This is a genomic window from Trichocoleus desertorum AS-A10 (assembly GCF_039962155.1).
In the GTDB taxonomy this organism is placed as follows: domain Bacteria; phylum Cyanobacteriota; class Cyanobacteriia; order FACHB-46; family FACHB-46; genus Trichocoleus.
The window spans coordinates 1-22,012 of record NZ_JAMPKN010000038.1 but is presented as its reverse complement, the minus strand read 5'-3'; the positions used below and the strand labels follow the sequence as shown (position 1 = coordinate 22,012).

General features: G+C 48.9%; 22 protein-coding genes and 2 pseudogenes. 5 read left to right on the top strand and 19 right to left on the bottom strand.

Annotated features, from left to right (window positions below):
* Window positions 1-16 precede the first annotated feature (16 nt).
* The 10 genes from NDA01_RS25760 to NDA01_RS25720 form a co-directional block, all read right to left on the bottom strand.
* Window positions 17-571 (bottom strand): DsbA family protein, encoded by a 555-nt coding sequence (locus tag NDA01_RS25760; RefSeq protein WP_348230217.1) that lies wholly within the window; start codon window positions 569-571, stop codon window positions 17-19.
* A gap of 219 nt (window positions 572-790) precedes the next feature.
* Window positions 791-1,228, bottom strand: coding sequence for a LuxR C-terminal-related transcriptional regulator (locus NDA01_RS25755; RefSeq protein WP_431193524.1), 438 nt, complete (start codon window positions 1,226-1,228; stop codon window positions 791-793).
* Window positions 1,229-1,420: a response regulator transcription factor gene (locus NDA01_RS32005; protein WP_431193523.1), complete on the bottom strand. Its 192-nt coding sequence runs from the start codon at window positions 1,418-1,420 to the stop codon at window positions 1,229-1,231. It abuts the gene before it with no gap.
* Between the two features lie 366 nt (window positions 1,421-1,786).
* Complete coding sequence (locus NDA01_RS25750) at window positions 1,787-2,149, bottom strand: hypothetical protein (protein WP_348230216.1); 363 nt, start codon at window positions 2,147-2,149, stop codon at window positions 1,787-1,789.
* A 90-nt stretch (window positions 2,150-2,239) separates the two neighbouring features.
* Window positions 2,240-2,851 carry a hypothetical protein gene (locus NDA01_RS25745; RefSeq protein WP_348230215.1) on the bottom strand — a complete coding sequence of 204 codons (612 nt, stop codon included), beginning with the start codon at window positions 2,849-2,851 and terminating at the stop codon, window positions 2,240-2,242.
* Between the two features lie 25 nt (window positions 2,852-2,876).
* The gene (locus tag NDA01_RS25740) at window positions 2,877-3,938 is read right to left on the bottom strand and encodes an NAD(P)/FAD-dependent oxidoreductase (RefSeq protein ID WP_348230214.1); all 1,062 of its coding nucleotides are present in this window, start codon (window positions 3,936-3,938) and stop codon (window positions 2,877-2,879) included.
* A gap of 36 nt (window positions 3,939-3,974) precedes the next feature.
* On the bottom strand, window positions 3,975-4,982 hold the full coding sequence (locus NDA01_RS25735) for an SDR family oxidoreductase (protein ID WP_348230213.1): 1,008 nt from the start codon (window positions 4,980-4,982) through the stop codon (window positions 3,975-3,977).
* A gap of 122 nt (window positions 4,983-5,104) precedes the next feature.
* The gene (locus tag NDA01_RS25730) at window positions 5,105-5,929 is read right to left on the bottom strand and encodes an alpha/beta fold hydrolase (RefSeq protein WP_190442161.1); all 825 of its coding nucleotides are present in this window, start codon (window positions 5,927-5,929) and stop codon (window positions 5,105-5,107) included.
* 238 nt (window positions 5,930-6,167) lie between these two features.
* Window positions 6,168-6,509: a heavy metal-binding domain-containing protein gene (locus NDA01_RS25725; RefSeq protein WP_348230212.1), complete on the bottom strand. Its 342-nt coding sequence runs from the start codon at window positions 6,507-6,509 to the stop codon at window positions 6,168-6,170.
* 224 nt (window positions 6,510-6,733) lie between these two features.
* Window positions 6,734-7,630: an NmrA/HSCARG family protein gene (locus NDA01_RS25720; protein ID WP_348230211.1), complete on the bottom strand. Its 897-nt coding sequence runs from the start codon at window positions 7,628-7,630 to the stop codon at window positions 6,734-6,736.
* Between the two features lie 346 nt (window positions 7,631-7,976).
* Between NDA01_RS25720 and NDA01_RS25715 the strand changes: the two genes are divergently transcribed.
* Window positions 7,977-8,894 (top strand): MBL fold metallo-hydrolase, encoded by a 918-nt coding sequence (locus NDA01_RS25715; protein WP_348230210.1) that lies wholly within the window; start codon window positions 7,977-7,979, stop codon window positions 8,892-8,894.
* Window positions 8,895-9,120: 226 nt separating this feature from the next.
* Here the strand turns inward: NDA01_RS25715 and NDA01_RS25710 are convergent, their stop codons facing one another.
* The 5 genes from NDA01_RS25710 to NDA01_RS25690 form a co-directional block, all read right to left on the bottom strand.
* Entirely contained in the window at window positions 9,121-9,597 is a 477-nt protein-coding gene (locus NDA01_RS25710) for a peptidoglycan-binding domain-containing protein (RefSeq protein ID WP_348230209.1), read from the bottom strand.
* A 64-nt stretch (window positions 9,598-9,661) separates the two neighbouring features.
* A complete protein-coding gene (locus NDA01_RS25705; RefSeq protein ID WP_348230208.1) occupies window positions 9,662-9,949 on the bottom strand; it encodes a hypothetical protein in 288 nt (95 codons plus the stop codon).
* Window positions 9,950-10,341: 392 nt separating this feature from the next.
* A complete protein-coding gene (locus NDA01_RS25700) occupies window positions 10,342-10,965 on the bottom strand; it encodes an NAD(P)-dependent oxidoreductase (RefSeq protein ID WP_348230207.1) in 624 nt (207 codons plus the stop codon).
* Window positions 10,966-11,023: 58 nt separating this feature from the next.
* Window positions 11,024-11,839, bottom strand: a complete 816-nt coding sequence (locus NDA01_RS25695) for an alpha/beta fold hydrolase (RefSeq protein WP_431193530.1) — start codon at window positions 11,837-11,839, stop codon at window positions 11,024-11,026.
* A 177-nt stretch (window positions 11,840-12,016) separates the two neighbouring features.
* Complete coding sequence (locus NDA01_RS25690; RefSeq protein WP_348230205.1) at window positions 12,017-13,300, bottom strand: glycosyltransferase; 1,284 nt, start codon at window positions 13,298-13,300, stop codon at window positions 12,017-12,019.
* Between the two features lie 296 nt (window positions 13,301-13,596).
* Here NDA01_RS25690 and NDA01_RS25685 point away from each other — a divergent pair, with 296 nt between their 5' ends.
* Window positions 13,597-13,953, top strand: a complete 357-nt coding sequence (locus NDA01_RS25685; RefSeq protein ID WP_348230204.1) for a PadR family transcriptional regulator — start codon at window positions 13,597-13,599, stop codon at window positions 13,951-13,953.
* A 5-nt stretch (window positions 13,954-13,958) separates the two neighbouring features.
* A complete protein-coding gene (locus NDA01_RS25680) occupies window positions 13,959-14,729 on the top strand; it encodes a hypothetical protein (RefSeq protein ID WP_348230203.1) in 771 nt (256 codons plus the stop codon).
* 36 nt (window positions 14,730-14,765) lie between these two features.
* On the opposite strand, the gene NDA01_RS25675 is transcribed toward NDA01_RS25680, so the two are convergent.
* A complete protein-coding gene (locus NDA01_RS25675; protein ID WP_348230202.1) occupies window positions 14,766-15,101 on the bottom strand; it encodes an SH3 domain-containing protein in 336 nt (111 codons plus the stop codon).
* 455 nt (window positions 15,102-15,556) lie between these two features.
* A complete protein-coding gene (locus NDA01_RS25670) occupies window positions 15,557-16,648 on the bottom strand; it encodes an NADP-dependent oxidoreductase (protein ID WP_431193522.1) in 1,092 nt (363 codons plus the stop codon).
* Window positions 16,649-16,955: 307 nt separating this feature from the next.
* Between NDA01_RS25670 and NDA01_RS25665 the strand changes: the two genes are divergently transcribed.
* Window positions 16,956-20,654: a WD40 domain-containing protein gene (locus NDA01_RS25665; protein WP_348230201.1), complete on the top strand. Its 3,699-nt coding sequence runs from the start codon at window positions 16,956-16,958 to the stop codon at window positions 20,652-20,654.
* Window positions 20,655-20,834: 180 nt separating this feature from the next.
* On the opposite strand, the pseudogene NDA01_RS25660 reads toward NDA01_RS25665, so the two are convergent.
* Window positions 20,835-20,999: pseudogene (locus NDA01_RS25660) on the bottom strand (IS256 family transposase); the annotation flags it as partial.
* 135 nt (window positions 21,000-21,134) lie between these two features.
* Between NDA01_RS25660 and NDA01_RS32000 the strand changes: the two are divergent.
* Entirely contained in the window at window positions 21,135-21,587 is a 453-nt protein-coding gene (locus NDA01_RS32000; RefSeq protein WP_431193521.1) for a hypothetical protein, read from the top strand.
* Here NDA01_RS32000 and NDA01_RS25650 read toward each other — a convergent pair.
* Window positions 21,570-22,012: pseudogene (locus tag NDA01_RS25650) on the bottom strand (ISNCY family transposase); the annotation flags it as partial. The gene NDA01_RS32000 and the pseudogene NDA01_RS25650 overlap by 18 nt on opposite strands.

Genomic DNA, 22,012 nt, shown 5'->3' with positions numbered 1-22,012 from the left:
AAGCTTTATAGAGAAATCAATGATTTGCAGCAGTAATAGCTGCCATCAATTGCTCCATGTTCCAGCGATCGCGATAGCGAATTCCGCTAATAAACAGTGATGGGGTAGATGTTACTCCACTGTTTAATCCCCTTTTCATGTCTTGATTAATGCGATCGACATGTACTTGATTGGATAAATCTTGCAGAAATTGGGAAACATCGAGACCTAAAATATCAGCATACTCAACTAGATAGCCGTCTCCCAATTCTTGTGAATGAATAAACAGCATGTTATGCATCTGCCAAAATTGACCTTGTGCGCCTGCTGCTGCTTGTGCTGCCTTTTGTGCTTGAGGATAGATCGAATTTTGCACAAAGTGACGAAACACCCCACATACCCAATTCTCCTCAGAAAACCCAGAATTAAAATGTTGCTGAATTGCCTGAACCAACTGACGCACTTCCCTACATTGAGGGCATTGATAGTTCCCATATTCCACAAGTATGACCGGGGCATTGAGCATCCCCTGATAGTGATCACGTTGTGAGAGGGAAACAAAGAGTTGATTAGGATAACTATCTTGATTCATCGGATGCTTTATAGAAAGGGGTTTCTCACAGCATCAAGGATTGCCATGACTCCTATCCGTAATTTCTCCTGCTTCCGCTATTTGTATGATTTCAGCTTATGAAATCAATGCAGTTTTGTCGTCAACCCAGAGTTCACTGATTAAAGGGATAAAACGACAGTTTTTAACTATACTTTGGAATGCATCCTCAACCGAACTTAAGTTCAGTTCCATCGCTTGTCACAGCTTGGCGAGTCCCCGCTTCAACGCAGCAATCACCGCTTGAGTGCGATCGCTCACGCCTAATTTGCTTAGAATGCGGTTAATGTGAAATTTGACTGTACTTTCAGTAATATTTAAGGCCGCACCAATATCATGATTGCTTAAGCCAGGTGCCATCTGATGCACGACCTCTTGTTCGCGATCGGTTAACTGGGAAATGTTCATCCGCTGCACGAGTTTAGCAGCAACTTCGGAAGGGATATATTGTTGCCCGCTGTGGACGATCTGAATGGCATTAAGGAGTGCATCCGGTTCAGCATCCTTGAGCAAATAGCCCTTGGCTCCGGCACGTAATGCTCGATAAATATCCTCGTCCCTATCGTAAGTAGTCAGTACAATCATGTGGGCATGGGCGAATTTAGCACAGATGGCGACGATCGCATCAACGCTGCCCATCTATGGCATCCGTAAGTCCATTAAGGTGACATTAGGCTGGAGTTGCCGATATTGAGCGATCGCTTCCAGTCCATTCCCTGCTTGCCCCACCACCGTCATATCTGGCTCGTTCTCGATCAGCACAGCTAGCCCCTGCCGAACAATCGCGTGATCATCGACAATCAAGACACGGATTGATGTGGACTGGCTCATGTTGATGCCTCCCGATCTACAGATACAATCACGTCTGTTCCTTGCCCTAATCGGCTCTCAATTGAGAGTTGTGCTCCAATGCGTTCTGCTCGCTCAGTCATCCCTAGTAGACCAAACCCCCGACTTAAAATTGTAGGGTTGACCTCAAATCCTTGTCCGTAGTCTCTAATTTGCAAGAAGCATTCCGCGATTCAGCAATGCCGCCATTCCGCTGTCTCTAAGATCCCCGCAACACTTTGTTCTGGATGCTGCCGTGCTTCATACGTCAGCCACAGCAGTCGTCACGCTACCATTGAGTAACACGCGATCGCGAACAAACTCAAAGTTCAAAATAGATCTGACAATGCATAGCTCGATAGTTAAATCTCAGTCAGTGACCAACTGATGGTCGCTCACCCGACCTTGAGCGTCAAGCCGGATTATCAACCATTCAGAGTCGATGCTCATCAGTCCTCGCTCTGGCCCCAGCCAGTAGACTAGATCATAGTCCTGGAAGTAATCTGTCGTGTCAGGCTGCCCCAGAAGAGCAATGACTTCAAAACGGCTCTTGCCTGCCAATGTATGCCGCTTAAGCAGATCATCAACCATGCACCCGCGCACAGCAGCGGGAGAGTGGGATTGTGAACGCTCTTGCCAGTCGGCGGACTCAAATCGTTTACTTTCGCAACGATCCAAGGGCAGCGGAAGCAATATTTGGCGCAGAGTCCGCAACCCAAAATATCCTGCCATGAGCAAGCATACAAAGATAAAACTGCTCACTAGTACTCGAGGGGTGGACAGTTTAACTGTTGGGATACGATTGACCATGTGAATCTAACATCAACAGGTATAAGTTTGAAAATAAGCTTCATCGTTGACCAGAAACGTGATCGCCGTTGACACGGGTTGATTTTCTACATAACCCACTGTACCGAATACCGTCTCTTGCCAAAATTGATCAAGTTCTAAAATTTTGCGAAAAGGTGCAGGAGGAAGATTAGAACTAATCGCATTAATGTCAGCGACGGCTTGTCTCATCTCCAAGATATTCACACTGACGCAGTTTAATTTCGAGCGATGTGTTGTCGGAAGCAGTTGCTCAGTAGCCATACCAGTCATCCTGGATAAGGGAACAAGCCCCTGTCGAGCAAAGACTTCATCGAGTTGAGGACTCAGGAACTCTGGTATTGAGTCTTCAGCAACTATCATCCACCAGGGCTGATTGCGCTTTTTGGCATAATCAACAGTCACTTTTATCTTTGTTTCTAGCTCAGCCTCGTCATGGACAGGTATAGTCAGAAAGACAGCATTGATAAAGAAATTGTCTGTGCCGCTCCAGGTGATGACTAATTCATTCGCTTCTAAAACTTCTCCTTGAGGGCATGCACTGGCAAAGTAGCTCCAGGCATTAATAAATTGTTGATTTGAGGCAAAAGTCTCTGACTTTAACATGACTCATAGCTCCCTTGTCGCTGATTTACCTAAGCTGAACCAGATTTTCTTCAGTCAAAGTGCGATTGATGGCCACAGCAGCGAGCGTTCCACTCGCGACTGCTACGGCGATCTGTGAATAAGGGCTAGACACATCGCCCACTGCATAGAGTCCAGGAATCGAGGTTTGCTTACTCTCATCCACTTGTACGATGTCATTGCTGCCAAATTTACAACCTAACTTTGTGGCTAGATGGCTGTGCTGATACGATGGAGGGCGCAGCAATAGACCGCGACGGGGCAGCGCTTTATTGTTCGTAAAGACGATTCCTGTTAGTTTGTCGTCTTGATATTCGAGTCGAGCAATTTTTTCTTCGCGTAGCTGAACTCCCCACTTCAATAACTGCTGTCGTTGCTCATGGGTTAATTCGGCAGGACCATCTGAACAGAGCGCTAGATCGCGGCTCCAGCTGGTCAGCATGAATGTCATTTCAAGTCCTACCTCGCCTTTGCCATAAATCGCTAAAGGTTGATCTCGCACTTCCCAACCATGGCAGTAAGGACAGTGGAAAATACTGCTACCCCAAAGTTCTGCGAATCCATCAATTGCCGGAAGTGAATCTTTCATACCCGTGGCTAACAGGAGTTTGCGACCGACAAACTGGTTGCCATCACTCAAAGTCGCTTGAAAGCGATCGCCCAATTTTTGAGCATCGACTACTTCACCCACCTGAATTTCAACACCCTCATAAGAATGCAATTGCTCTCGTCCAATTTGCAACAGTTCTGCAGGTGAAATTCCATCTCTAGAAAAGAAACCATGGGCGGCATGAACCACTTGATTGCGTGGCTTTCCAGCATCACAGACCAAGACCCGTTTGCAGGCTCGTCCGAGCATCAAGGCAGCTGTCAAACCGGCTGGACCGCCACCGACGATGATGACATCAAAAACATCAGTCCGTGAGTTAACATTCATAGCCTGTTCTAATGTTGTTAGCATTGAGTTAGCAGTAAGAGAAAATTGAAACCTAGCATCGAGTGGGTTAGGCGATCGCAACCGCAGGGAGCCAATGCTATAGAGATCAATCAGCGTGGAACCGATCGTCATGCCATGTTCGGTTGCGACACCATAACAACGAGATTTTTATCCTGAAATACCCCCCAGCATGGCAATCAAGCCACTGGCAGCAACTACTGTGATCGCACCCCATTTGATAGGTGGGTTGCGATCGAGCCAATCCGTGAAGCTGGGGACGCTCAACTTGCCAAAGTCGCCCTCTACGGTGTCGTAACCAGAGATTGGGGCATATAGGTTGTCGGGCGCATCTGCCGATTTTGGCTCACCTGTCAGTTGAGCGGTAAAGCCAACCTGGAGAAATAAGCGATCGACAATCGACGGGGCAATGCGTTGCAGCATCTCTAAGATTCGCCCCATGTCACCCACAACGAAGTCACGAGTAGGGTGCTCAGCGGCATATAAAATGGCATCGGCAACGGTGCTGGGTTTGTTGTAAGGCGGTAATCCAGCAGGCGCGACGCCCATCTTCGTTCGAATTTTGTTGAAAATGGGGGTATTTGTGATGGCAGGCATCACATTGGTGACGCTGATCGGCTGTTTTTGGTGCTGCAATTCAATTCTCATGGAATCTAAAAAGCCTGCTACGCCGTGCTTGGAAGCTGCATAGGGACTTTGTAATGGAAACGGAACTCTTGCCGCTAATGAGGAAACGTGAATGAGTGCGCCACCTCCTTCTTTTTTGAGGTGCGGTAGAGCCACCATCGCGCCATAGGCTTGCCCATTCAGGTTGACATCAATGACTCTTCTAAATTCTTCCGGTGTGACTTGGTCAAACGGGGCGACAACACTGGTACCAGAGACATGCACCCAGGTATCCAGTCGTCCGTAGGTGGCAATGGTCTGGTCGGCGATCGCTTTCACCTGTTCAAATTCGCTCACATCAGCAATGACGGCGATCGCGTCTCCACCCAACTGTTTGATCTCATCTACCAACGTTGCCAACCCAGACTCGCCGCGAGCAGCAACAACAACCTTTGCCCCTTTTTTGGCAAACCGCAGAGCTGTCTCTCTGCCAATTCCACTAGAAGCGCCAACGATGGCAACGACTTGCTGATTGATAGGCTTTAATTTCATGGGTTCTACTCCTAAAATTGAATCTCTTTAAATACAGTTCTCAATGCTTGCGGCGAATAATTGCCAATGCTTACACCGGGGTTCATCCCTTTGAAAAAGATGTCTCACATCAACGTCCGGTGTCAGTCCTTGAGAAAGGATAGAAGGTCGTTGTTGAGTTGTTCTTTGTGCGTGTCGGTTAAACCGTGAGGTGCGTCTGGATAGATTTTCAGGATGGAATGCTTCACCAGTTTGGCGGCTGCGATCGCAGCCGCACCAATTGGCACAATCTGGTCATCATCACCATGAATAATCAGCGTTGGCACATCAAACTTTTTGAGGTCTTCCGTGAAGTCGGTTTCAGAAAATGCTTTGATACTGTCGAAAGCGTTCTTGTGTCCCGCCTGCATTCCCTGGAGCCAAAACCAGTCAATCATGCCCTGAGAAACTTTGGCACCTGGACGGTTGAAGCCGAAGAAGGGACCGCTAGCGAGATCTTTGTAGAGCTGCGATCGGTCAGCTAGGGAGCCAGCGCGAAGCCCATCGAATACCTCGAGCGGCAGTCCGTTAGGATTATTCTCTGTCTTCAGCATCAGTGGCGGAACAGCGGAGATCAGTGCGGCTTTGACAACTCGTCCTGTGCCGTGGCGACCGATATAGCGGGCAACTTCACCGCCACCTGTAGAGAAACCAATTAAGGTAGCTCCGCTCAGATCTAGCGTTTCAATCAGCGTCGCGAGATCATCAGCATAGGTATCCATCTCATTGCCGTTCCAGGGTTGGCTCGATCGCCCATGTCCCCGACGATCATGAGCGATCGCCCGAAACCCGTGGTCTGCTAAAAACAGCATTTGAGCTTCCCAACTATCAGAATTCAGAGGCCAACCGTGGCTGAAGACAACGGGTTGTCCAGATCCCCAATCCTTGTAGTAAATCTGTGTACCATCTTGCGTTGTGATTGTGCTCATAAAATTTCTCCTCAATCAGTATGGGTTGGTTTCAATGCGAACGAAGGTACTGACTCGACATTCACTTCGTTGTTCTCATTCTTCAACAGACATTCCCTTTAGCCCACGCAAGTTCCTTGAGTTAAAGCCGCAACTTTTCACGGTATCTTTTGGCTGGGGAAGATGGGGAAGTGAGTTCTCCCCTATCCCTATCTCCCTTATTACTTGGTGGGCTTGAGTTCCCTTGAAAAGTCAGCCTCTAAACGGTTTGAAGCTCCTGATAGCGTACAGCCGTTCCACTCACGGCGACCATCAACATACTGCTTCCACCGCCGGAATCAATTGTTTCGTAGTCCAAGGCAATGGCAATCACAGCGTTTGCACCTAGGGTTTTTGCTTGATCAGTCAGCTCTGTCAGGGCAATCTCTTTAGCTTCTCTAAGAGATTTCTCATAACTCGCTGAGCGCCCACCTACCATGTCCCGCATTCCTGCAAGAAAGTCTTTGAAAATATTTGCACCCAAGATAGTTTCGCTACTGACTATCCCGTAGTGGTCAACAATCTTTTTGCCTTCAATCGCACCTGCTGTAGTCAAAATCACTGTTTCAATCTCCTTAAAAAGCGATGGTTTCAAAGTACGTTGGGAATGAGGGAGCCACCTTCACCGCATTGGCTTTTACCTCGTTGTTCTCATTCTTCAACAAACATTCCATTGAGACCACGTAAGTTCCTTGAGTTAAGCTGCAACTTATCGTGAAGCGTGGTTTTCTTCAGGAAAAAGACCCTGATTCAGTAGCTTCTCTTAGCTTTAGTGGTTTCAAAAAATCATTGACCCGATAGCGGCTGCGCTTCTGGCTGGTTCTGCCAGCCGTGATCGCGCAAATAAGATTCAAAGTCGGTCTGTGCGGAAAAATCACGCTTCAACTGCGCTAAATCTGCTGCGTAGCCCACGCTCTCAAACCAGCGATACATGATGGTCAATTCCTCTCCAATTTGCTGCTCAAACGCTTCAAACGGAATTTGTTGGTATTGGACGGTTTTTCCTAAAACACGGCTGAACGCAGCAGCGATTTCTGGCATGGTCATGTCCACACTGGCAAGCTCAATTTCGCCGTTCATGAAGTCTGCGGGGCGATCGAATACATCAGCGACCATCTCCCCATAATCTTCTTCGGAAAGCTGCTGCAATTTCGTTTCAGGACTCAATGGCTGAAAGAGCGTTCCAGTCTCAACCATCGAGCGCATCATGTTGTAGTTGTAAAAGAAGAAAACGGGTCGCAGGATTGTATAGGGCAACTCGCTGGCTCGGATGTATTCTTCGACTTGAAATTTGCTGTCGAAATGCGGAATACCCGTGTTGCGTTCGGCGCTCCCTACCGAACTGTAGACGAAGTGCTGGATGCCCGCCGATGCAGCGGCGTCTGCAACCGCTTTGCCCTGACGGATTTCGGTGTCTACTCCATCTTGAAAGATCTGTAGCGAAAATACACCGTAGGCACCTCGCAAAGCGTGATCGAGGGAAGCGCGATCGTTGAGATCTCCGACTGCGAGTTCTGCGCCTGCTTGTTGGAGAGCTTGAGCAGCAGGCTTGTTAGGGTCACGCACCAAGGCACGAACCTTGAAATTGCCGCGTTGCAGAAGATGACGGGCGATCGCGCTTCCCTGATTACCTGTAGCTCCGGTGACTAAGATAAGTCGCTCTGTGTTGATTGACTGTGACATAGAATTTCTCCTAAATCGGTATGGGTTGGGTTCAAGGTGAAGGCGCTGACTCGACATTCACCTTGTTGTCCTCATTCTTCAACAGGCATTCCATTTAGACCACGCAAGTTCCCTGAGTTAAGCTGCAACTTACCGTGAAGCGTGGTATTCATCATCACCAGGCTGTAACGCTCCAGCCTCTCCAGTGGAAAATCGCTTTAATTTGTCGTTTGATTAGCGGATATTGAGTGGTGCAACTGGGTAAAGTTTTACCAACTAAGTTTATGTTGCCTCAACTTTCAATTACCACTGGGATATCTCGAATATGTTTTTTAGGCTTGCCATAGCTGTTGTCACCGCAGTGTTGATGATTGCAACCTCAATGATGTTTCCGGGAATTACCACAGAGAAAACGGTAAAACCTCAAGTGCCGGGTGTCTATCAATTCGAGTTAGGCGATTTCACAATTACCGCCCTCAGCGACGGCACAGTACCGTTGGATCTGCATCCCCTCCTGACCAATACGAACCAGGCAGAAGTCGATCGCCTCCTGCATCAAAGCTTCCTTAAAAACCCTGTTGAAGCCTCGATCAATGTATTTCTCATCGATACTGGAGACAAGCAGGTGTTGATAGACACAGGTTCAGGGGAATTGTTTGGGGAACTAGGCGGCAAGCTACCGAGGTCATTGCAGGCAGCAGGCTATACAGCCGACGAGATCGATATTGTTCTCATTACTCACATCCATACCGATCACAGCGGTGGTTTGGTTGTAGGGGGTCAACCCATGTTTCCGGCTGCTACGGTCTATGTCGGCAAACCCGATATTGATTTTTGGCTTAACCCTGCTAACGCAAAGCGATCGCCAGACTATCAAAGATATTTCAACGAAGCCGTTAAGACAATTAAACCCTATCTGGATAGGGGCAAGCTGAAGCCGTTTTCCGGCGAGACGGTGATTGTACCTGGGATTACCGCACGCCCCACACCAGGACATACACCTGGACACAGTTTCTTCTTAGTGGAAAGCCAAGGCGAGAGCATCGAGTTTTGGGGCGATATTGTGCACGTCGCCTCGGTTCAATTTCCAAAGCCCGAAATCACGATCGACTTTGACGTTGATCCTAATGCCGCAGCAGCGCAACGGGCAAAACAATTTGCCGATGCAGAAAGAACCCGTCGTCTCGTCGCAGCCGCCCATGTCTCTTTTCCAGGAATCGGTCATATTCATGCAAACAATCAGGGCTATGATTGGGTGCCCGTAGACTATCGCTGGCGTGAATGATGAGATTGTTTCCGTCCATATACCCAAGCAGCACCCAACGAAGTTTGGGGCTTTTAGCGATTCTCTAGCAGGAGTGACAGAAGAGAGATAATTGAGAGGATCATACCTGAACTGGCTCATCAGGCTAAATAAGGAAATGCGATCGCTTGATAGTAGGCGATCGCATTTCCTTATTTAGGGATCTATGCAAAGGATACTCAGATCAGAGCTGACAATCATACTCTAACTAAGGCACTTTGAGGCCCATGATGATGCCCCAGGTTATGGGACCAACGACTCCTTGAGTATTGGAAAGGCGTTCTCCGTCACCATTCTTCTGTAACTGAATCACAGCAGCTTTGGTTTTGGGGCCAAAAATACCATCAGCCAACCCCAAACTGAATCTTTTTGTTAACAGCGCTTGCTGCATCCGTTGCACAGCATTGCTACTATCTCCTTCCCGCAAGAAAACTCCAGGCTGATTTTCTGGCCAAGTATATCCCATTGCAGTCCAGGTTGCTGCTCCGACAATGCCATCAGCTACTAGATTTTTGGATTTCTGAAAGCGAACCACTGCGGCTCTCGTCACGGGGCCGAACTGAGCATCAGGCGCGTTGGCAGTGAACTTGCGTATTTGCAGAATGTATTGTAAATCGGTAACTTCTGGCCCAACTGACCCTTGTTGCAAAATAGTGACAGGTTTCTGTTGAGTGGTAGTAGACATGGAAATTCTCCTTAAAGTTGTAGTTGTGAGTGGTTGACGAATCAATTGAATCAGCTGAGTTCTCTTACATGGGTTCGCATTGCAGTGCTTTTACATTGCGAAGGTAGTCGAGCTTAGGTGCATAGTTTTCTGGGCAGTAAACATAGACAATGTTTTCAGAGTCGCTGATAACTAAGCGGTAAGCAGGTGGAACATCTCCTTGGCCTTCGCCAATTTGCTCAATCTGAGGAGCAATCTGAGAGGCAGATTGGGCTGAGACTGGAAGCTGGAAAAAAAGGGTAAAACTGAGAACGCTGAGAAAAGTGATAGAAAGCAGAACGGCTTGGACGGTGCGATGGGAGTTAAATCTCATGGTTAGTTTCCTTGCTATAAATGTGGGAAGGTGCTGACTCGACATTTACCTTGTTGTCCTTATTCTTCAACAGACCTCCCATTTAGACCACGCAAGTTCCTTGAGTTAAACTGCAACTTATCGTCAAGCGTGGTATTTTTCAGGAAAAAAGGCGCTGATTCAGTAGTTGTCTCTTATATTTAGTGGTTTCAAAGAATCATCGACCTGACATCGGAGAAGCCTGTGGAGCGATCGGCTCTATGAAGGCATGAATATTCAAGGTGCAACGAGGTTGACGAATACTCAAAAAGTAACACTCAGAGATCCTAATGCCGCAGCACGTGAATGATGGAATTGCATCGCACAAAGAATTAAGACATTGAAGCGTTCAGATATTCCGTGAGCACGCCATGTTAGCTGTTGGCAATCGTAACGGCTTGGTTCACATATGTGTCCCTGGCCAACTGCTCTACAACGAACGCGGCCAGATCGGCGCGGGTTACCTGTCGACCCTTCTCTACACCTGCGAGCACGCGCACAGAGCCGACAGCTGGCTGGTCGTTCAACACGGCGGGGCGAACTAGCACATAGGGGATTCCTGACTGTGCGATCGCCTGTTCCATAGCGGTCTTATCCGCTGTAGAGCCACGCAGGAATGTAGGCAGCAGCAACAGCCGGAATGGGAGTGTTGCCTGCGCCGTGCTGTCCCCTACACCCAGAGCCGAGATCGCGATGATCCGGCGTGTGCCATTCTTCTTTGCGGCTGCGACGATAGCGTGGGCAACCCGTTGTTCGATCTCCGTCTTCCGCCACGGCGTCTTGCCGCCGACTGTATCGATCACGGCGTCTTGATCAGCTGTCGCATGGGACATCGTCGCTGGGTCGGTTGCATCCCCCGTGAGAACGCGAACGTTAGGCGGGGCGTTGTATTGAGCACTATCGCGGATGAAGGCCGTCACAGTGTGGCCAGCAGCAACGGCCTGTTCCACCACCTGTCTTCCCGTCTTGCCCGCCGCTCCGATCACTAAGACATTCATCGTGGTACCTCTTTGGGTTGGATCACATTCAAAAGTTTTTACGGCACAGCCAGCTTCTCTACTCTGCGGTTGCAGCATGCTCTATGACTCTAACGACGGCATCGGGATGAGAAACCATCACTACATGCGATGCGCCATTCACGACAATCGTTTCCTTCGAGTTGGCACGCTTTGCCATGAAAGAGAGGGCTGCCTCCGGAATATTTAAGTCGCGATCGCCATAAATGAACCAGGACGGGGTGGATTTCCAGGCGGGGGTACCAGAGGCTTCGTTAAGAGCAGCTTCCGTGATGGGTCGTTGGGTGCTAGCCATCAGCTGTGCCGCCGCGACAGGTACATCCGCAGCAAACTGGGCGTGGAACTTGTCTTGCTGGATATAAAGATCTTGACCCCCATTAGGTATTGCAACAGGTGGCGCGAGTGCTGGCCCGAGAGTGCTGCCAGGATAACGTCCTGAGAGTTCGACGGCAGTCTCACCTGTATCCGGAGCGAAAGCCGCAACATAGACGAGTGCCTTCACGTTCTCATTGTCATTGACCGCGTTGGTGATCACCGCACCTCCGTAGGAGTGTCCGACTAACACCGTAGGCCCCTCAATGCTCTTGAGGACGCTGGCAACATAGTTCGCGTCGCTTTTCACTCCACGTAGAGGGTTGGCTACGGCAACTGTCGGGTAACCTTTCTCATGCAGTTTGGTCAATACGCCATTCCAACTAGACGACTCAGCGAACGCGCCGTGAACAAGAACGATAGTAGGTTTGATGTCTTGTGCGTTTGTAGCGTTCATGACAGTTCCTAGCGAAGTGATTAGAGTGGTTCCTAAAAAGAGTGCGGCGATCGAAAACAAGCGGGTACTGCTTCTAAGAGCGGACATGTTCACGTCTTGGTCTCCTTTGTGTTCATGACTCGACGGTTACTTCGTTGTTCTCATTCTTCAACAGACATTCCATTTAGACCACGCAAGATCCTTGAGTTAAGCTGCAACTTATCGTGAAGCGTGCTATTCTTCAGCCCCACCCCGCCAGAACAGTCTACTGGCATTCCTTATTTTTCAAACGGTCGATGGCTCCAGAACACACGCTTCGATCAGTCTCAGCACCTCCATCTCCGTGTTGTGGCTCGCGAACTCCAGCGCCCGCTCCTTCGCCCGCTTACTATACACAGGGTTGTCGAGAACTTCTCTTGCCGCTGCACGTAAGTCCTCTGCCGTTGCCTGATGGGTTCTCAGGTCGATTCCGACACCAGCCCACTGCACATGTGCCGATACCTCCCCCTTGTCCTCCGTCATCCCTGCCGAGACTATTGGAATCCCATGTGCGATCGCCAGATTTACCGTGCCATATCCTCCGTTTGTGAGCAGCAGATCTACGTTCGGCAGAATCAATTCGTAAGGCAGAAACGACGCGACATGTGCATTTGCCGGAATCTCGGTAAGAATCGACTCGATCGGTTGTCCTCCCGTGGTTGCCAGAACGATCACATCCTCTTCCTTGGCCAGTCCAGTCAACGCTGGACCAATGAGTTGCTCGAGGTTTCGGTTCGCGAGCGTTCCCTGAGTCACAAGAACCAGGCGCTTTGTCCGCTCGGGTTCATGCCACCACGTTGGCAGCGCTGGCTGTCCTGGGGGCATCGGTAGAAGACCGATATAGTGCACAGGCGACGAGGAGGACGAATCATCCGAATACTGGAAACTCTCGATTCCCGGTTGCAGATAAAGATCAGGCAGCACAGACATGCTCTCTAGGGGGGAACATGGTAGCGGACCGTAGCCAAGTTCGGCTAGGGCCTTATCTACTCCAGCCTTGGCTGGCTGATGAAACACACGCTCTCGTCTCTCACGTTCTGCAAGCTGCTCTTTTTCCGACATGCCCGGTTGTGGTGGACTGTTCTTCACACTGAACAGATTCAGCACGCTTATGCCCAGATGCACAATTGCGGGACGTTCCTCGCGTGCTCCCAGAAGCATCGGCAGCGTACCGAAGAACATCGCATCTGCCAGAATGACATCCGCAGGAAAGTCTTGCAGAGCTTGATTGAGTCCTGCTGTCTGCCCGCCGATCTTTTTCGCAAAGAAATATTCGAGGTCGAAAGCTGACAGCTCCAAGCCTGGATTCTTCGCCTGCCTCAGCTCCAAGTAGCGAGGCATCGCATCGGTGAAACTGTTGGTTGCCGGAGGCTCCGGAGTAAACGGCACCCCTGCTGCCTCCACCACCGACCTCAACTCAGATGCCGTCTGTACAACTACCTCGTGATTGTGTTTTATCAGAATGTTGGCGACTGCTAGCAGTGGATTCAAATGGCCTGGGGCGGCTGTTGATGCAATTAATACTTTCATTGGAAATCCTTTAGTGTGGTTCGGCCACATCTTCAAGTGTTTGCTTTACTCATGGATTCTCGCAAGACGGGTTTCCGGATTTGGGCCTAAATACCACCCTATTTGTTTTCTTGGTAGTGTGATTGGTCGCCAAGGTAGTTAACCTAGCTTTCAATCATGTCTTCATTCTTCAACAGACATTTCATTTAGCCTATGCAAGTTCCTGCAGTTAAGCTGTAACTTATGGTGAAGTGTGGTAGTTTTGCAGACTTTTAACCTCGTATTGACATATATCCGTAACGGATATAGCATGAGGTATGGATAAAAAGAATACAACCAATAAACCCCTTACTCCAGCAGTGTTTCATATCCTTCTCGCGCTCTCCACACAAGAGCGCCATGGCTATGAAATCATGAAGCAGGTCGAGTCGGATTCACAGGGAAAGGTAAAGATGGGACCTGGAACGCTCTACGGTTCGATTGGTCGCATGATTGAGGCGGGATTGATATGTGAGAGCGACAAAAAGATAGACCCAAAAATGGATGACGAGCGGCGGATCTATTACCAAATCACCGGGCTCGGCAAAAAAGCACTCGCTGCGGAACTGGAGCGATACCACGACCTTCTGATGGTTGCTCAACAAAAACGGATCTTTCCGAATACTTTTGCGTAGGACATATGAACGAACGCTTAATACGACGATACCGGAACTGGTATGCAAAACTGCTTCGTCTTTACTCGAAGCCTTACTATGAGCGCTTCGGTGAGGAAATGCAGCAAACTTTCACCGATCTTCTCCGAGAGCGTGCACAGGAAGGACGAGGATTATTTGGTTGCGCTCTTTGGATGTTCGTCGAAACATCCGCGGGAATTATGAGAGAGAACATAACATCTATCATTAGGCAAAACAAAAACATTATTTACCTTGCACTCGGGACAGCATTCATATTGCTGATGCCTTTGATAGCGATGCTGTTTACCAATCAAGTAGTTTGGGATCTGACCGATTTCATTGTTGCTGGTACCCTCATCTTTGGTACGGGTCTCGCCTATGAACTGGTAGCGAGGAAGGGGGGCACGATGGCATACCGAGTAGCCGTTGGCATCGCACTCGCGGCAGCGTTCCTCCTCGTCTGGATGAACCTTGCCGTTGGTATCATCGGGTCTGAGGACAACCCCATTAACCTGATGTATTTCGGAGTGGTCGCCATTGGCATCCTCGGTGCCACCATCGCGCGTTTACGGCCACGGGGAATGGCACGTACGTTGTTTGCAACAGCACTCGCTCAGGCATTGGTTCCTGCGATCGCACTGATTATCAAGAAACCCCAGGTGACATCGGTAGAAGCATCTATGGGTGTGTTGGGTGTATTAGGTTTGAATGCGTTTTTCGTCATGATGTTTATCGGATCTGCTTTGCTGTTTCGGCGCTCCAGAGTCAGGCTATAAACTGGAGCTGATTCTATGCAATGACCCAGGTATAGTTCAGTCCCCAGCCATTTCCAGGTAGCGATAATGAATCCAACCAGGACGAGCAGCAAGCTTTACCCATTCGCCAGAACATTCGGTTACTCTGACGTTGACATCATGTTGGTAAGGGATGACACCAATTCTTCGAGCATTAAAATCAGGGCCAGAGCGGATGACGACTCCATTTGGGTCAGTTACCAACACTGTGCAAACAGGTTTGATACCTGGTCTTAGCCGACATAGTTGTTCGACTGGGCTTTGATCTTGAGTAGCTACGGCTGGCACAGTGGAGCTAGCTACCATTAGTGTTAAAAAGGCTAAGGCAGTCAGTCGTTTGTTGAATTTAAGCATGATTTTCCTTAGTTTGGATGAGCAGCTTGCTAGTCTGAGATGAACTCTTTTGCAAGGGTGCGAGAAACTGAGCGATCGCCAAGGAGACTGGCATCAAGATGGAAAACATGAGTCAGGTTCAGAATGAACAGAAGGTGCTGACTCGACATTTACTTCGTTGTCCTCATTCTTCAACAGACATTCCCTTTAGACCACGCAAGTTTCTTGAGTTAAGCTGCAACTTATGGTGAAGCGTGGTTTTCTGCAGGAACAAGGACCTCGATTCAGGGTTTGCAATTCGCACAAAAGGATGCAGCCCGTTATAAAAAAGATTTGCTTTACTCTATTACTAGATAAGGGCATTAGTCAGCGGGATTGATGTCGAAGCGATCGCATAAATCCTGCCAATGTTGAGGCAAGGGCTCAGCGAAAAAACTTGAACACTGTCAAAAAAGTCCACAGCCAATCTGACGTAATTAGCTAGGTTCCTCTGAGACTTTAACGACTAGTTTTCCCTTCTTATTGCCGTCGAAAAGTTTTAAGATTGCTTTCGGTGCATTTTCCAAGCCCTCGACAACCTCCAGAGCATATTTAATTTTTCCTTGACTGAGCCATTGTCCAAGGTCGCTGATCGCTTCAGACCATCGGGGAATATAATCGAGGATAATAAACCCCTGCACACGAACACGCTTTGTCAGAATTTGGCTGTAATTATAAGGGCCAGGAACAGGCTCTGTTGCGTTATAAGCTGAGATCAAACCGCATAGAGGAATACGTGCGTGCAGGTTAATTTTGGTCAGCACAGCATCAAGAATGGAACCCCCAACATTATCGAAATAAACATCAATCCCATCGGGACAGGCTTGTGCAATCGCACTTTCCAAGTCGGCGGTTTTATAGTTAATCGCGGCATCAAACCCAAGTTCTTCAACCAGCCAGCGGCATTTCTCATCAGAGCCCGTTATACCCACCACCCGACAGCCTTTAATCTTGGCAATTTGTCCAACAATGGAACCGACTGCTCCTGATGCTGCTGACACGACTACAGTTTCTCCAACTTTTGCCTGTCCAATATCCAAAAGCCCAAAATAAGCCGTGCAACCCGTTAGTCCCAGGGGTCCCATAAATGCGGTGAGCGGACAGGGCAAAGGATCAGGTAGTCGCATGAGAGAAAAGCCACTGTTCCCTTCAGCGATCGCATAATCTTGCCAACCCAGCAGACCCGACACCAGATCTCCCTGTTTAAAGTTGGGATTCTTAGATTCTTCAACCACACCGATAACAGCGCCGCGCATGACTTCCCCAATTTCAACGGGAGGCATGTACTGCTCCATGTCACTCATCCAAATGCGATTGGTTGGGTCTAGCGAAAGATAGATAGTCCGTACCAAGATCTCACCTGATTGAGGGCTGGGGATTGGTTCTTCCCGATACTCAAAATCGCTTTCCTTGATGTCACCAACAGGACGAGCTGCCAAGCGTAACTGCCGATTTATCCCTGTTCTCATAGCTTTATCCTTGAGTGGTCTATTCATAAGTACTTGCATAGCTTCACCTGTTTTTTTCAAAAACGGTAGCTCAACATTTGGAAGTACAACCCCTTTACTTTTGAATGAATGTCATAGATTAAATCCAATGCGAACGAAGGCACTGGCTCGACGTTTACCTCGTTGTTCTCATTCTTCATCAGACATTCCATTTAGACCACGCAAGTTCCTTGAGTTAAAGCTGCAACTTATGGTGAAGCGTGGTATTCTCCAGGAGAAAAGAAAAGACCTTGATTCAGTGGTTTGCAATTCCACAAAAGGATGCAGCCCCTCATAAAAATAAAAAAGTAAAAAGACTTGCTTTGCCCTTTAATCCGGCAATTTGCTTATGGATGCCAATGCCAAGAAATCCAAGCGCAGTGGGGTTGCCTCTACACGAGTCAGAGGAGTCACTTTGTCGCCTCATGGATGGCAGCGATTTCAAGCGGCAAAACAGCAGGCAGAATCGGAGGAAACCTGGGGTAAACGGTTCACACAGGAAGATCTCAACGAACGCACAGGACTATCTCTCAATACCCTAGCCCGAATCCTTAATCGCGAGCTTGGTGTCGATCGGCAGTCGCTAGAGATCCTTTTTCAGGCGTTTGGGCTGGAACTCACAAAGGCTGATTATGCACCCCCTGTCGCCGCCGCTAAAACGTTAGAGTCGCAGCGAGAAGATCCGCAACAAGACTGGGATAACGCGGTCGATGCCTCAGTGTTTTATGGTCGTGAAACCGAATTGGCGCAACTGTGGCAGTGGGTAGTAGCTGAACGCTGTCGCGTAGTTGGGCTACTGGGGCTCGGTGGGATTGGCAAAAGTACGATCGCTGTCAAAGCAGCGCTACAGATGCAGTCTGACTTTGAGGTTGTGGTATGGCGATCGCTTGCCAATGCACCCTCGTTCGACGATCTCCTCACCAGCCTGTTGAAATTTCTGATGCCGCTTCAAGGCGACGATCCCATCATGCCTACAACGGTAGACGGAAAGTTGTCGAAGGTGATGGAATATTTGCGATCGCAGCGGTGCCTGCTGATTTTAGATAACGCTGAAACTATCTTGCATAGTGAACAAGTGGGTCAGTGGAGATCGGGCTATGAAGCTTATGGACAGTTTTTGAGAACACTGGGAGAAACGCCCCATCAAAGCTGTTGCTTGCTGACCAGCCGCGAAAAGCCACGGGAAATCGCGTTGATGGAAGGCGAACAGAGCGTAGTGCGATCGCTTTTTCTAAGTGGACTCACGCCCGATGATGGACGCGCTATTTTTCAGCAAAAAGGAGCGTTTACAGGTTCACAAGCCGAGTGGCAAACCCTGGTCAATCACTATGGCGGCAATCCTCTGGCCTTGAAGTTGGTTGCCTCTGCCACGCAAGACTTGTTCGACGGTAGCGTTGCAGAGGTTCTGACCTACCTGGAGCAGGGCATTTTTGTCTTTGAAGACATTCGCGATCTGCTCGCTCGCCAGTTTAATCGTCTATCGATAGAGGAACAGAAAATTCTCTACTGGTTCGCTATTCACCGAGAACCGGTGGCGATCGCAGAGATTCGTGAAAGCATTATCAGCGCAGCCTCACAACAAACCGTTCCTCAACAAGTAAATTCACTGCTCCGGCGATCGCTGCTCGAAAAAACAGATGGATTATTTTTCTTGCAGCCCGTGGTGTTGGAATATGTCACGGAACGCTTGATTCAACAGGTTTGTACAGAATTTGCAAACCGACAGCTTGATGTATGGCAAAGTCATTCATTAATGCGGGTGCAGGCGAAAGACTATATTCGAGAAATGCAACTGCGATTAATTTTGCAGCCTGTAATGGAATGGCTTTTATCGGCTTACCGAAATGTGTCAGAAGTTGAAAGTAGAGCAAGGCTACTTCTAGCACAACAACGGTCAGAATATGGAGCAGGATATGCGGCGGGGAATTTGATCAATCTGCTGGTGCAGCTCAAAGTAGATTTGCAGGGTTCCGACTTTTCTGAACTCATAGTGCGGCAAGCCGACCTGCGGCAGCTTAATTTAGTAGGGGTAAATTTTCAAAACTCTGATTTAGCAACATCCCTGTTTTCAGAGACCTTGGGGGTGCCAACATCGGTTGATATTAGCCCCGATGGTCAAGTTTTTGCCGTAGGCGATATCAACGGTTTTGTGTATTTGTGGGATGTTGCATCTCATCAACTCATTGCGACGTTTGAAGGACATTGCGGTGGAGTTTGGGCTGTTGCCTTTAGTCCCGATGGCACGACACTGGCGAGTGGCGGTAATGATGCGACGGTGCGGTTGTGGGATGTGCAAAGTGGTCAGTGTTTGTGGATTTCGACAGGGCATACGAGTCGAATTTGGTCTTTAAGCTTTAGCGCTAATCGTCAATGGTTAGCTAGTGGTAGTGATGATCAAACCGCAAGAGTGTGGAATTTACAGGGTGACTGCTTGCACGTTTTGAAAGGACACACCAAAAACGTTTATTCCGTTCACTTCTCACCCAACCATTCCATTTTAGCCAGTGGCAGCAAGGATACCTCGATTCGGATTTGGGATGTTGAGGCTGGAAAATGCCTAAGTGTGTTGCAAGGACACTCTTCCGGTATTCGCTGCGTGCGCTACAGCCCGGATGGTCAACGATTGGCAAGTGGCGGTCTCGATGGCTGCATTCAACTATGGATTCATCCGCTTGATTCTAAAACCCATTCATTTAATCCTGAATTATCGCTGCGGGGGCATACCAATTGGGTTCGGAACATTGTATTTAGTCCCGAGAGTGACACTTTAGTCAGCAGCAGTGATGATGGCACTCTTCGGCTTTGGAATGTCCAAGACGGATACTGTACGAATATTCTGGGCGAGCAGGCGGTATCTGCTCTGGCGATCGCCATCAGTGCCGTTCGCGGAGCATCCCCAGAGGGGTTTGGTCAGGTCTTGATCAGCGCCAACCAGGATCGAACCGTGCGGCTGTGGCAGATGCCGAGTGGGCAAAGCCTCAAAACGTTAAGCGGTTATACCTATGGAGAACACGCCTTAATTTTTAGTCCTGTCACAGTTACAGCAGCTCAGAATCAGAATGATTTTGCCTCAGCGGGAACTGGATCGCCGAATCAACTGCTTGCCAGTAGTAGTAGTCGAACGGGAACGATTCATTTATGGCAATGGCAGGTTGATAGAGAACTACTCAGTTCGCCTCCCTACAAAACCCTCTACAGAGAAAACAGCCTAATTTCAAATTTAAGCTTTAGCCCGGATGGTCAAACCATCGCCACCAACGGGGAAGATGGCTCCATTTTTGTATGGGATGTACAAACAGGACAGGGCGATCGCTGGATTGCTCATGATGCTCCTGTGTTAGCGGTGCTGTTTAACCCCGTTGGGCAAACCCTAGCAAGCAGCAGCCGTGACCGAACAGTGCGTCTGTGGGATGTGCAAACTCACCAGTGCTTACACTTGCTACAGGGGCATCAGAGCAGCATGCGGGCGATCGCCTTTGATCCCCAAGGTCGAACTTTGGCAAGTGGCAGCTATGACCAAACGATTCGGCTATGGGACGCGCAGACCGGGGAGTGCCTGCGGGTGCTAGAAGGACACAAGGGCGGGGTTTACGCGCTAGCCTTCCATCCAACCGAGCCGATTCTAGCGAGCGGCAGCTTTGACCAAACGATTCGATTGTGGGATGTACAAACTGGAGCCTGTTTAAGGACATTACACGGGCATACCAGCATCGCATTTACCATTGCGGTTAGCCCTGATGGTCAAACGATTGCCAGTGGCAGTGATGACCAAACCGTTCGCCTCTGGAATTTAGAGACAGGGGAATGCCTTCATGTGATGGATGGACAAGCCAGTTGGATTGCATCCGTTGTCTTCAGCCCCGACGGTCAAATGCTATTGAGTGGGAGCTTCGATCGCACCATCAAACTGTGGGATGTCGCAACAGGACACTGTATCAAAACGGTGAAAGGCGATCGTCTTTATGAAGGCATGAATATTCAAGGTGCAACAGGGTTGACGAATGCTCAAAAAACAACATTAAGAGCATTAGGAGCCATTTCACGTTAGGTTCTCCCGTGCTTACAGCACATCTTGCAGAATAGCGATCGCCTTAACTCAGCGATTACCTAGCGGATATTAAGTGGTGCAATTTGGAGAAGTTTTGCAAATTGAGCTCATGTCGCAACAGCTTATGCCATAAGCTATTTAGGAGAAAAGCCGTGAACGAAACAGTCTCTTGTTTTATTGAAGATGATGGCTCAACTTTGCCTGTAGCGCCTTTTCCACCAAACGCTTGGTGAGTTGTTTGAGCAACCCTTGCTCTCCGAGAACGGCTTCGGGTCCGGAGTAATCTTACAGCAGTTCATCGAGCAGCTGGTCCACTTTGGCGGCAGAAGGATTGGATTCTTTCATGGACGGTTTCCTGTCATTGGATGTTATTTTGACCGCTTACACAAAAAACTGCACAGTCTCTCGCCTGCATCGTCAGAGCTTCTGTTAATCTCGCTGTTGGCTTGTAACTCTAATGAACGAGCTTAAAACGTCTAGATGATGAACCGCTTTCTTACCCTGTGCTTGAGCACGATTCTTTTGATTGCAGCCGCCTCAGGTATTGCACAATCTGCCGCTCGCTCTGATGGGATGGCACAACTGCCACGCACCTGGCACACCTGTCCTGCAAACGTTCCAACCGCATCTGTTGCCCCCTTCCCCAAACTGCATCCCCATGCTTTGCAGGCAAGAGTGCCCATCATGATGTATCACGACATTCTGCCAGCAAAGAAAGTGGCGTATGACTTAACGCCTAACGAACTCAGACAGCACTTTGAGCGGATGAAGTCGAACCAGATGACCCCAATTAGCCTCGCTCAATTGATGGCTCATCTGCGCACCGGTAGCCCTTTACCTAACAAATCGATCTTACTGACGTTCGACGATGGCTATGGAGGGCACTATCAGTACAGCAATTCTCAGTATGGCAATTTAACTGGTATTGGGTGAGATGTCTAGCTCTAATCCTTCGAGCATGAAGGTGAGCAAGTGATCCCAACTGTCGAAATACAGGTAGCGGGTCAACGCCCGCAAATCATCAAAAAAGGTCTTGCGCGTGGGCAAGTGTGAGCGGAGCAGTTTGTACTTCTGGTCGAGCAACCCTAGCAACGTGTGGAACAGCAGAGACAAGATGTTCAGGGTCGCTAGGAACAAGGAGAGATGCTGCTTTCCGTGCCCGAAATTGTGTTCTAAGTTGTAGCCTTTGGTCTTGAGGGTGTTGTTATTCTCGTTCTCCACCTTCCAGCGTGTTCGCCCTGCTAGAACAAGTTCTGCCACGTTTTCGTGGGTCAGAATGTGATTGGTGGCAAACGAGTTTTTGTAAGTCACCTTACCATCAGGACGGCTCACGGTGATCTCACACCAGTTCACCAAAA

What these genes read in the sequence shown, in the direction of transcription:
- NDA01_RS25760 (WP_348230217.1), bottom strand. Translation starts at nt 571, where the DNA reads ATGAATCAAGATAGTTATCCTAATCAACTCTTTGTTTCCCTCTCACAA.
- NDA01_RS25755 (WP_431193524.1), bottom strand. Translation starts at nt 1,228, where the DNA reads ATGGGCAGCGTTGATGCGATCGTCGCCATCTGTGCTAAATTCGCCCAT.
- NDA01_RS32005 (WP_431193523.1), bottom strand. Translation starts at nt 1,420, where the DNA reads ATGAGCCAGTCCACATCAATCCGTGTCTTGATTGTCGATGATCACGCG.
- NDA01_RS25750 (WP_348230216.1), bottom strand. Translation starts at nt 2,149, where the DNA reads ATGGCAGGATATTTTGGGTTGCGGACTCTGCGCCAAATATTGCTTCCG.
- NDA01_RS25745 (WP_348230215.1), bottom strand. Translation starts at nt 2,851, where the DNA reads ATGTTAAAGTCAGAGACTTTTGCCTCAAATCAACAATTTATTAATGCC.
- NDA01_RS25740 (WP_348230214.1), bottom strand. Translation starts at nt 3,938, where the DNA reads ATGACGATCGGTTCCACGCTGATTGATCTCTATAGCATTGGCTCCCTG.
- NDA01_RS25735 (WP_348230213.1), bottom strand. Translation starts at nt 4,982, where the DNA reads ATGAAATTAAAGCCTATCAATCAGCAAGTCGTTGCCATCGTTGGCGCT.
- NDA01_RS25730 (WP_190442161.1), bottom strand. Translation starts at nt 5,929, where the DNA reads ATGAGCACAATCACAACGCAAGATGGTACACAGATTTACTACAAGGAT.
- NDA01_RS25720 (WP_348230211.1), bottom strand. Translation starts at nt 7,630, where the DNA reads ATGTCACAGTCAATCAACACAGAGCGACTTATCTTAGTCACCGGAGCT.
- NDA01_RS25715 (WP_348230210.1), top strand. Translation starts at nt 7,977, where the DNA reads ATGATTGCAACCTCAATGATGTTTCCGGGAATTACCACAGAGAAAACG.
- NDA01_RS25710 (WP_348230209.1), bottom strand. Translation starts at nt 9,597, where the DNA reads ATGTCTACTACCACTCAACAGAAACCTGTCACTATTTTGCAACAAGGG.
- NDA01_RS25705 (WP_348230208.1), bottom strand. Translation starts at nt 9,949, where the DNA reads ATGAGATTTAACTCCCATCGCACCGTCCAAGCCGTTCTGCTTTCTATC.
- NDA01_RS25700 (WP_348230207.1), bottom strand. Translation starts at nt 10,965, where the DNA reads ATGAATGTCTTAGTGATCGGAGCGGCGGGCAAGACGGGAAGACAGGTG.
- NDA01_RS25695 (WP_431193530.1), bottom strand. Translation starts at nt 11,839, where the DNA reads ATGTCCGCTCTTAGAAGCAGTACCCGCTTGTTTTCGATCGCCGCACTC.
- NDA01_RS25690 (WP_348230205.1), bottom strand. Translation starts at nt 13,300, where the DNA reads ATGAAAGTATTAATTGCATCAACAGCCGCCCCAGGCCATTTGAATCCA.
- NDA01_RS25685 (WP_348230204.1), top strand. Translation starts at nt 13,597, where the DNA reads ATGGATAAAAAGAATACAACCAATAAACCCCTTACTCCAGCAGTGTTT.
- NDA01_RS25680 (WP_348230203.1), top strand. Translation starts at nt 13,959, where the DNA reads ATGAACGAACGCTTAATACGACGATACCGGAACTGGTATGCAAAACTG.
- NDA01_RS25675 (WP_348230202.1), bottom strand. Translation starts at nt 15,101, where the DNA reads ATGCTTAAATTCAACAAACGACTGACTGCCTTAGCCTTTTTAACACTA.
- NDA01_RS25665 (WP_348230201.1), top strand. Translation starts at nt 16,956, where the DNA reads ATGGATGCCAATGCCAAGAAATCCAAGCGCAGTGGGGTTGCCTCTACA.
- NDA01_RS32000 (WP_431193521.1), top strand. Translation starts at nt 21,135, where the DNA reads ATGATGAACCGCTTTCTTACCCTGTGCTTGAGCACGATTCTTTTGATT.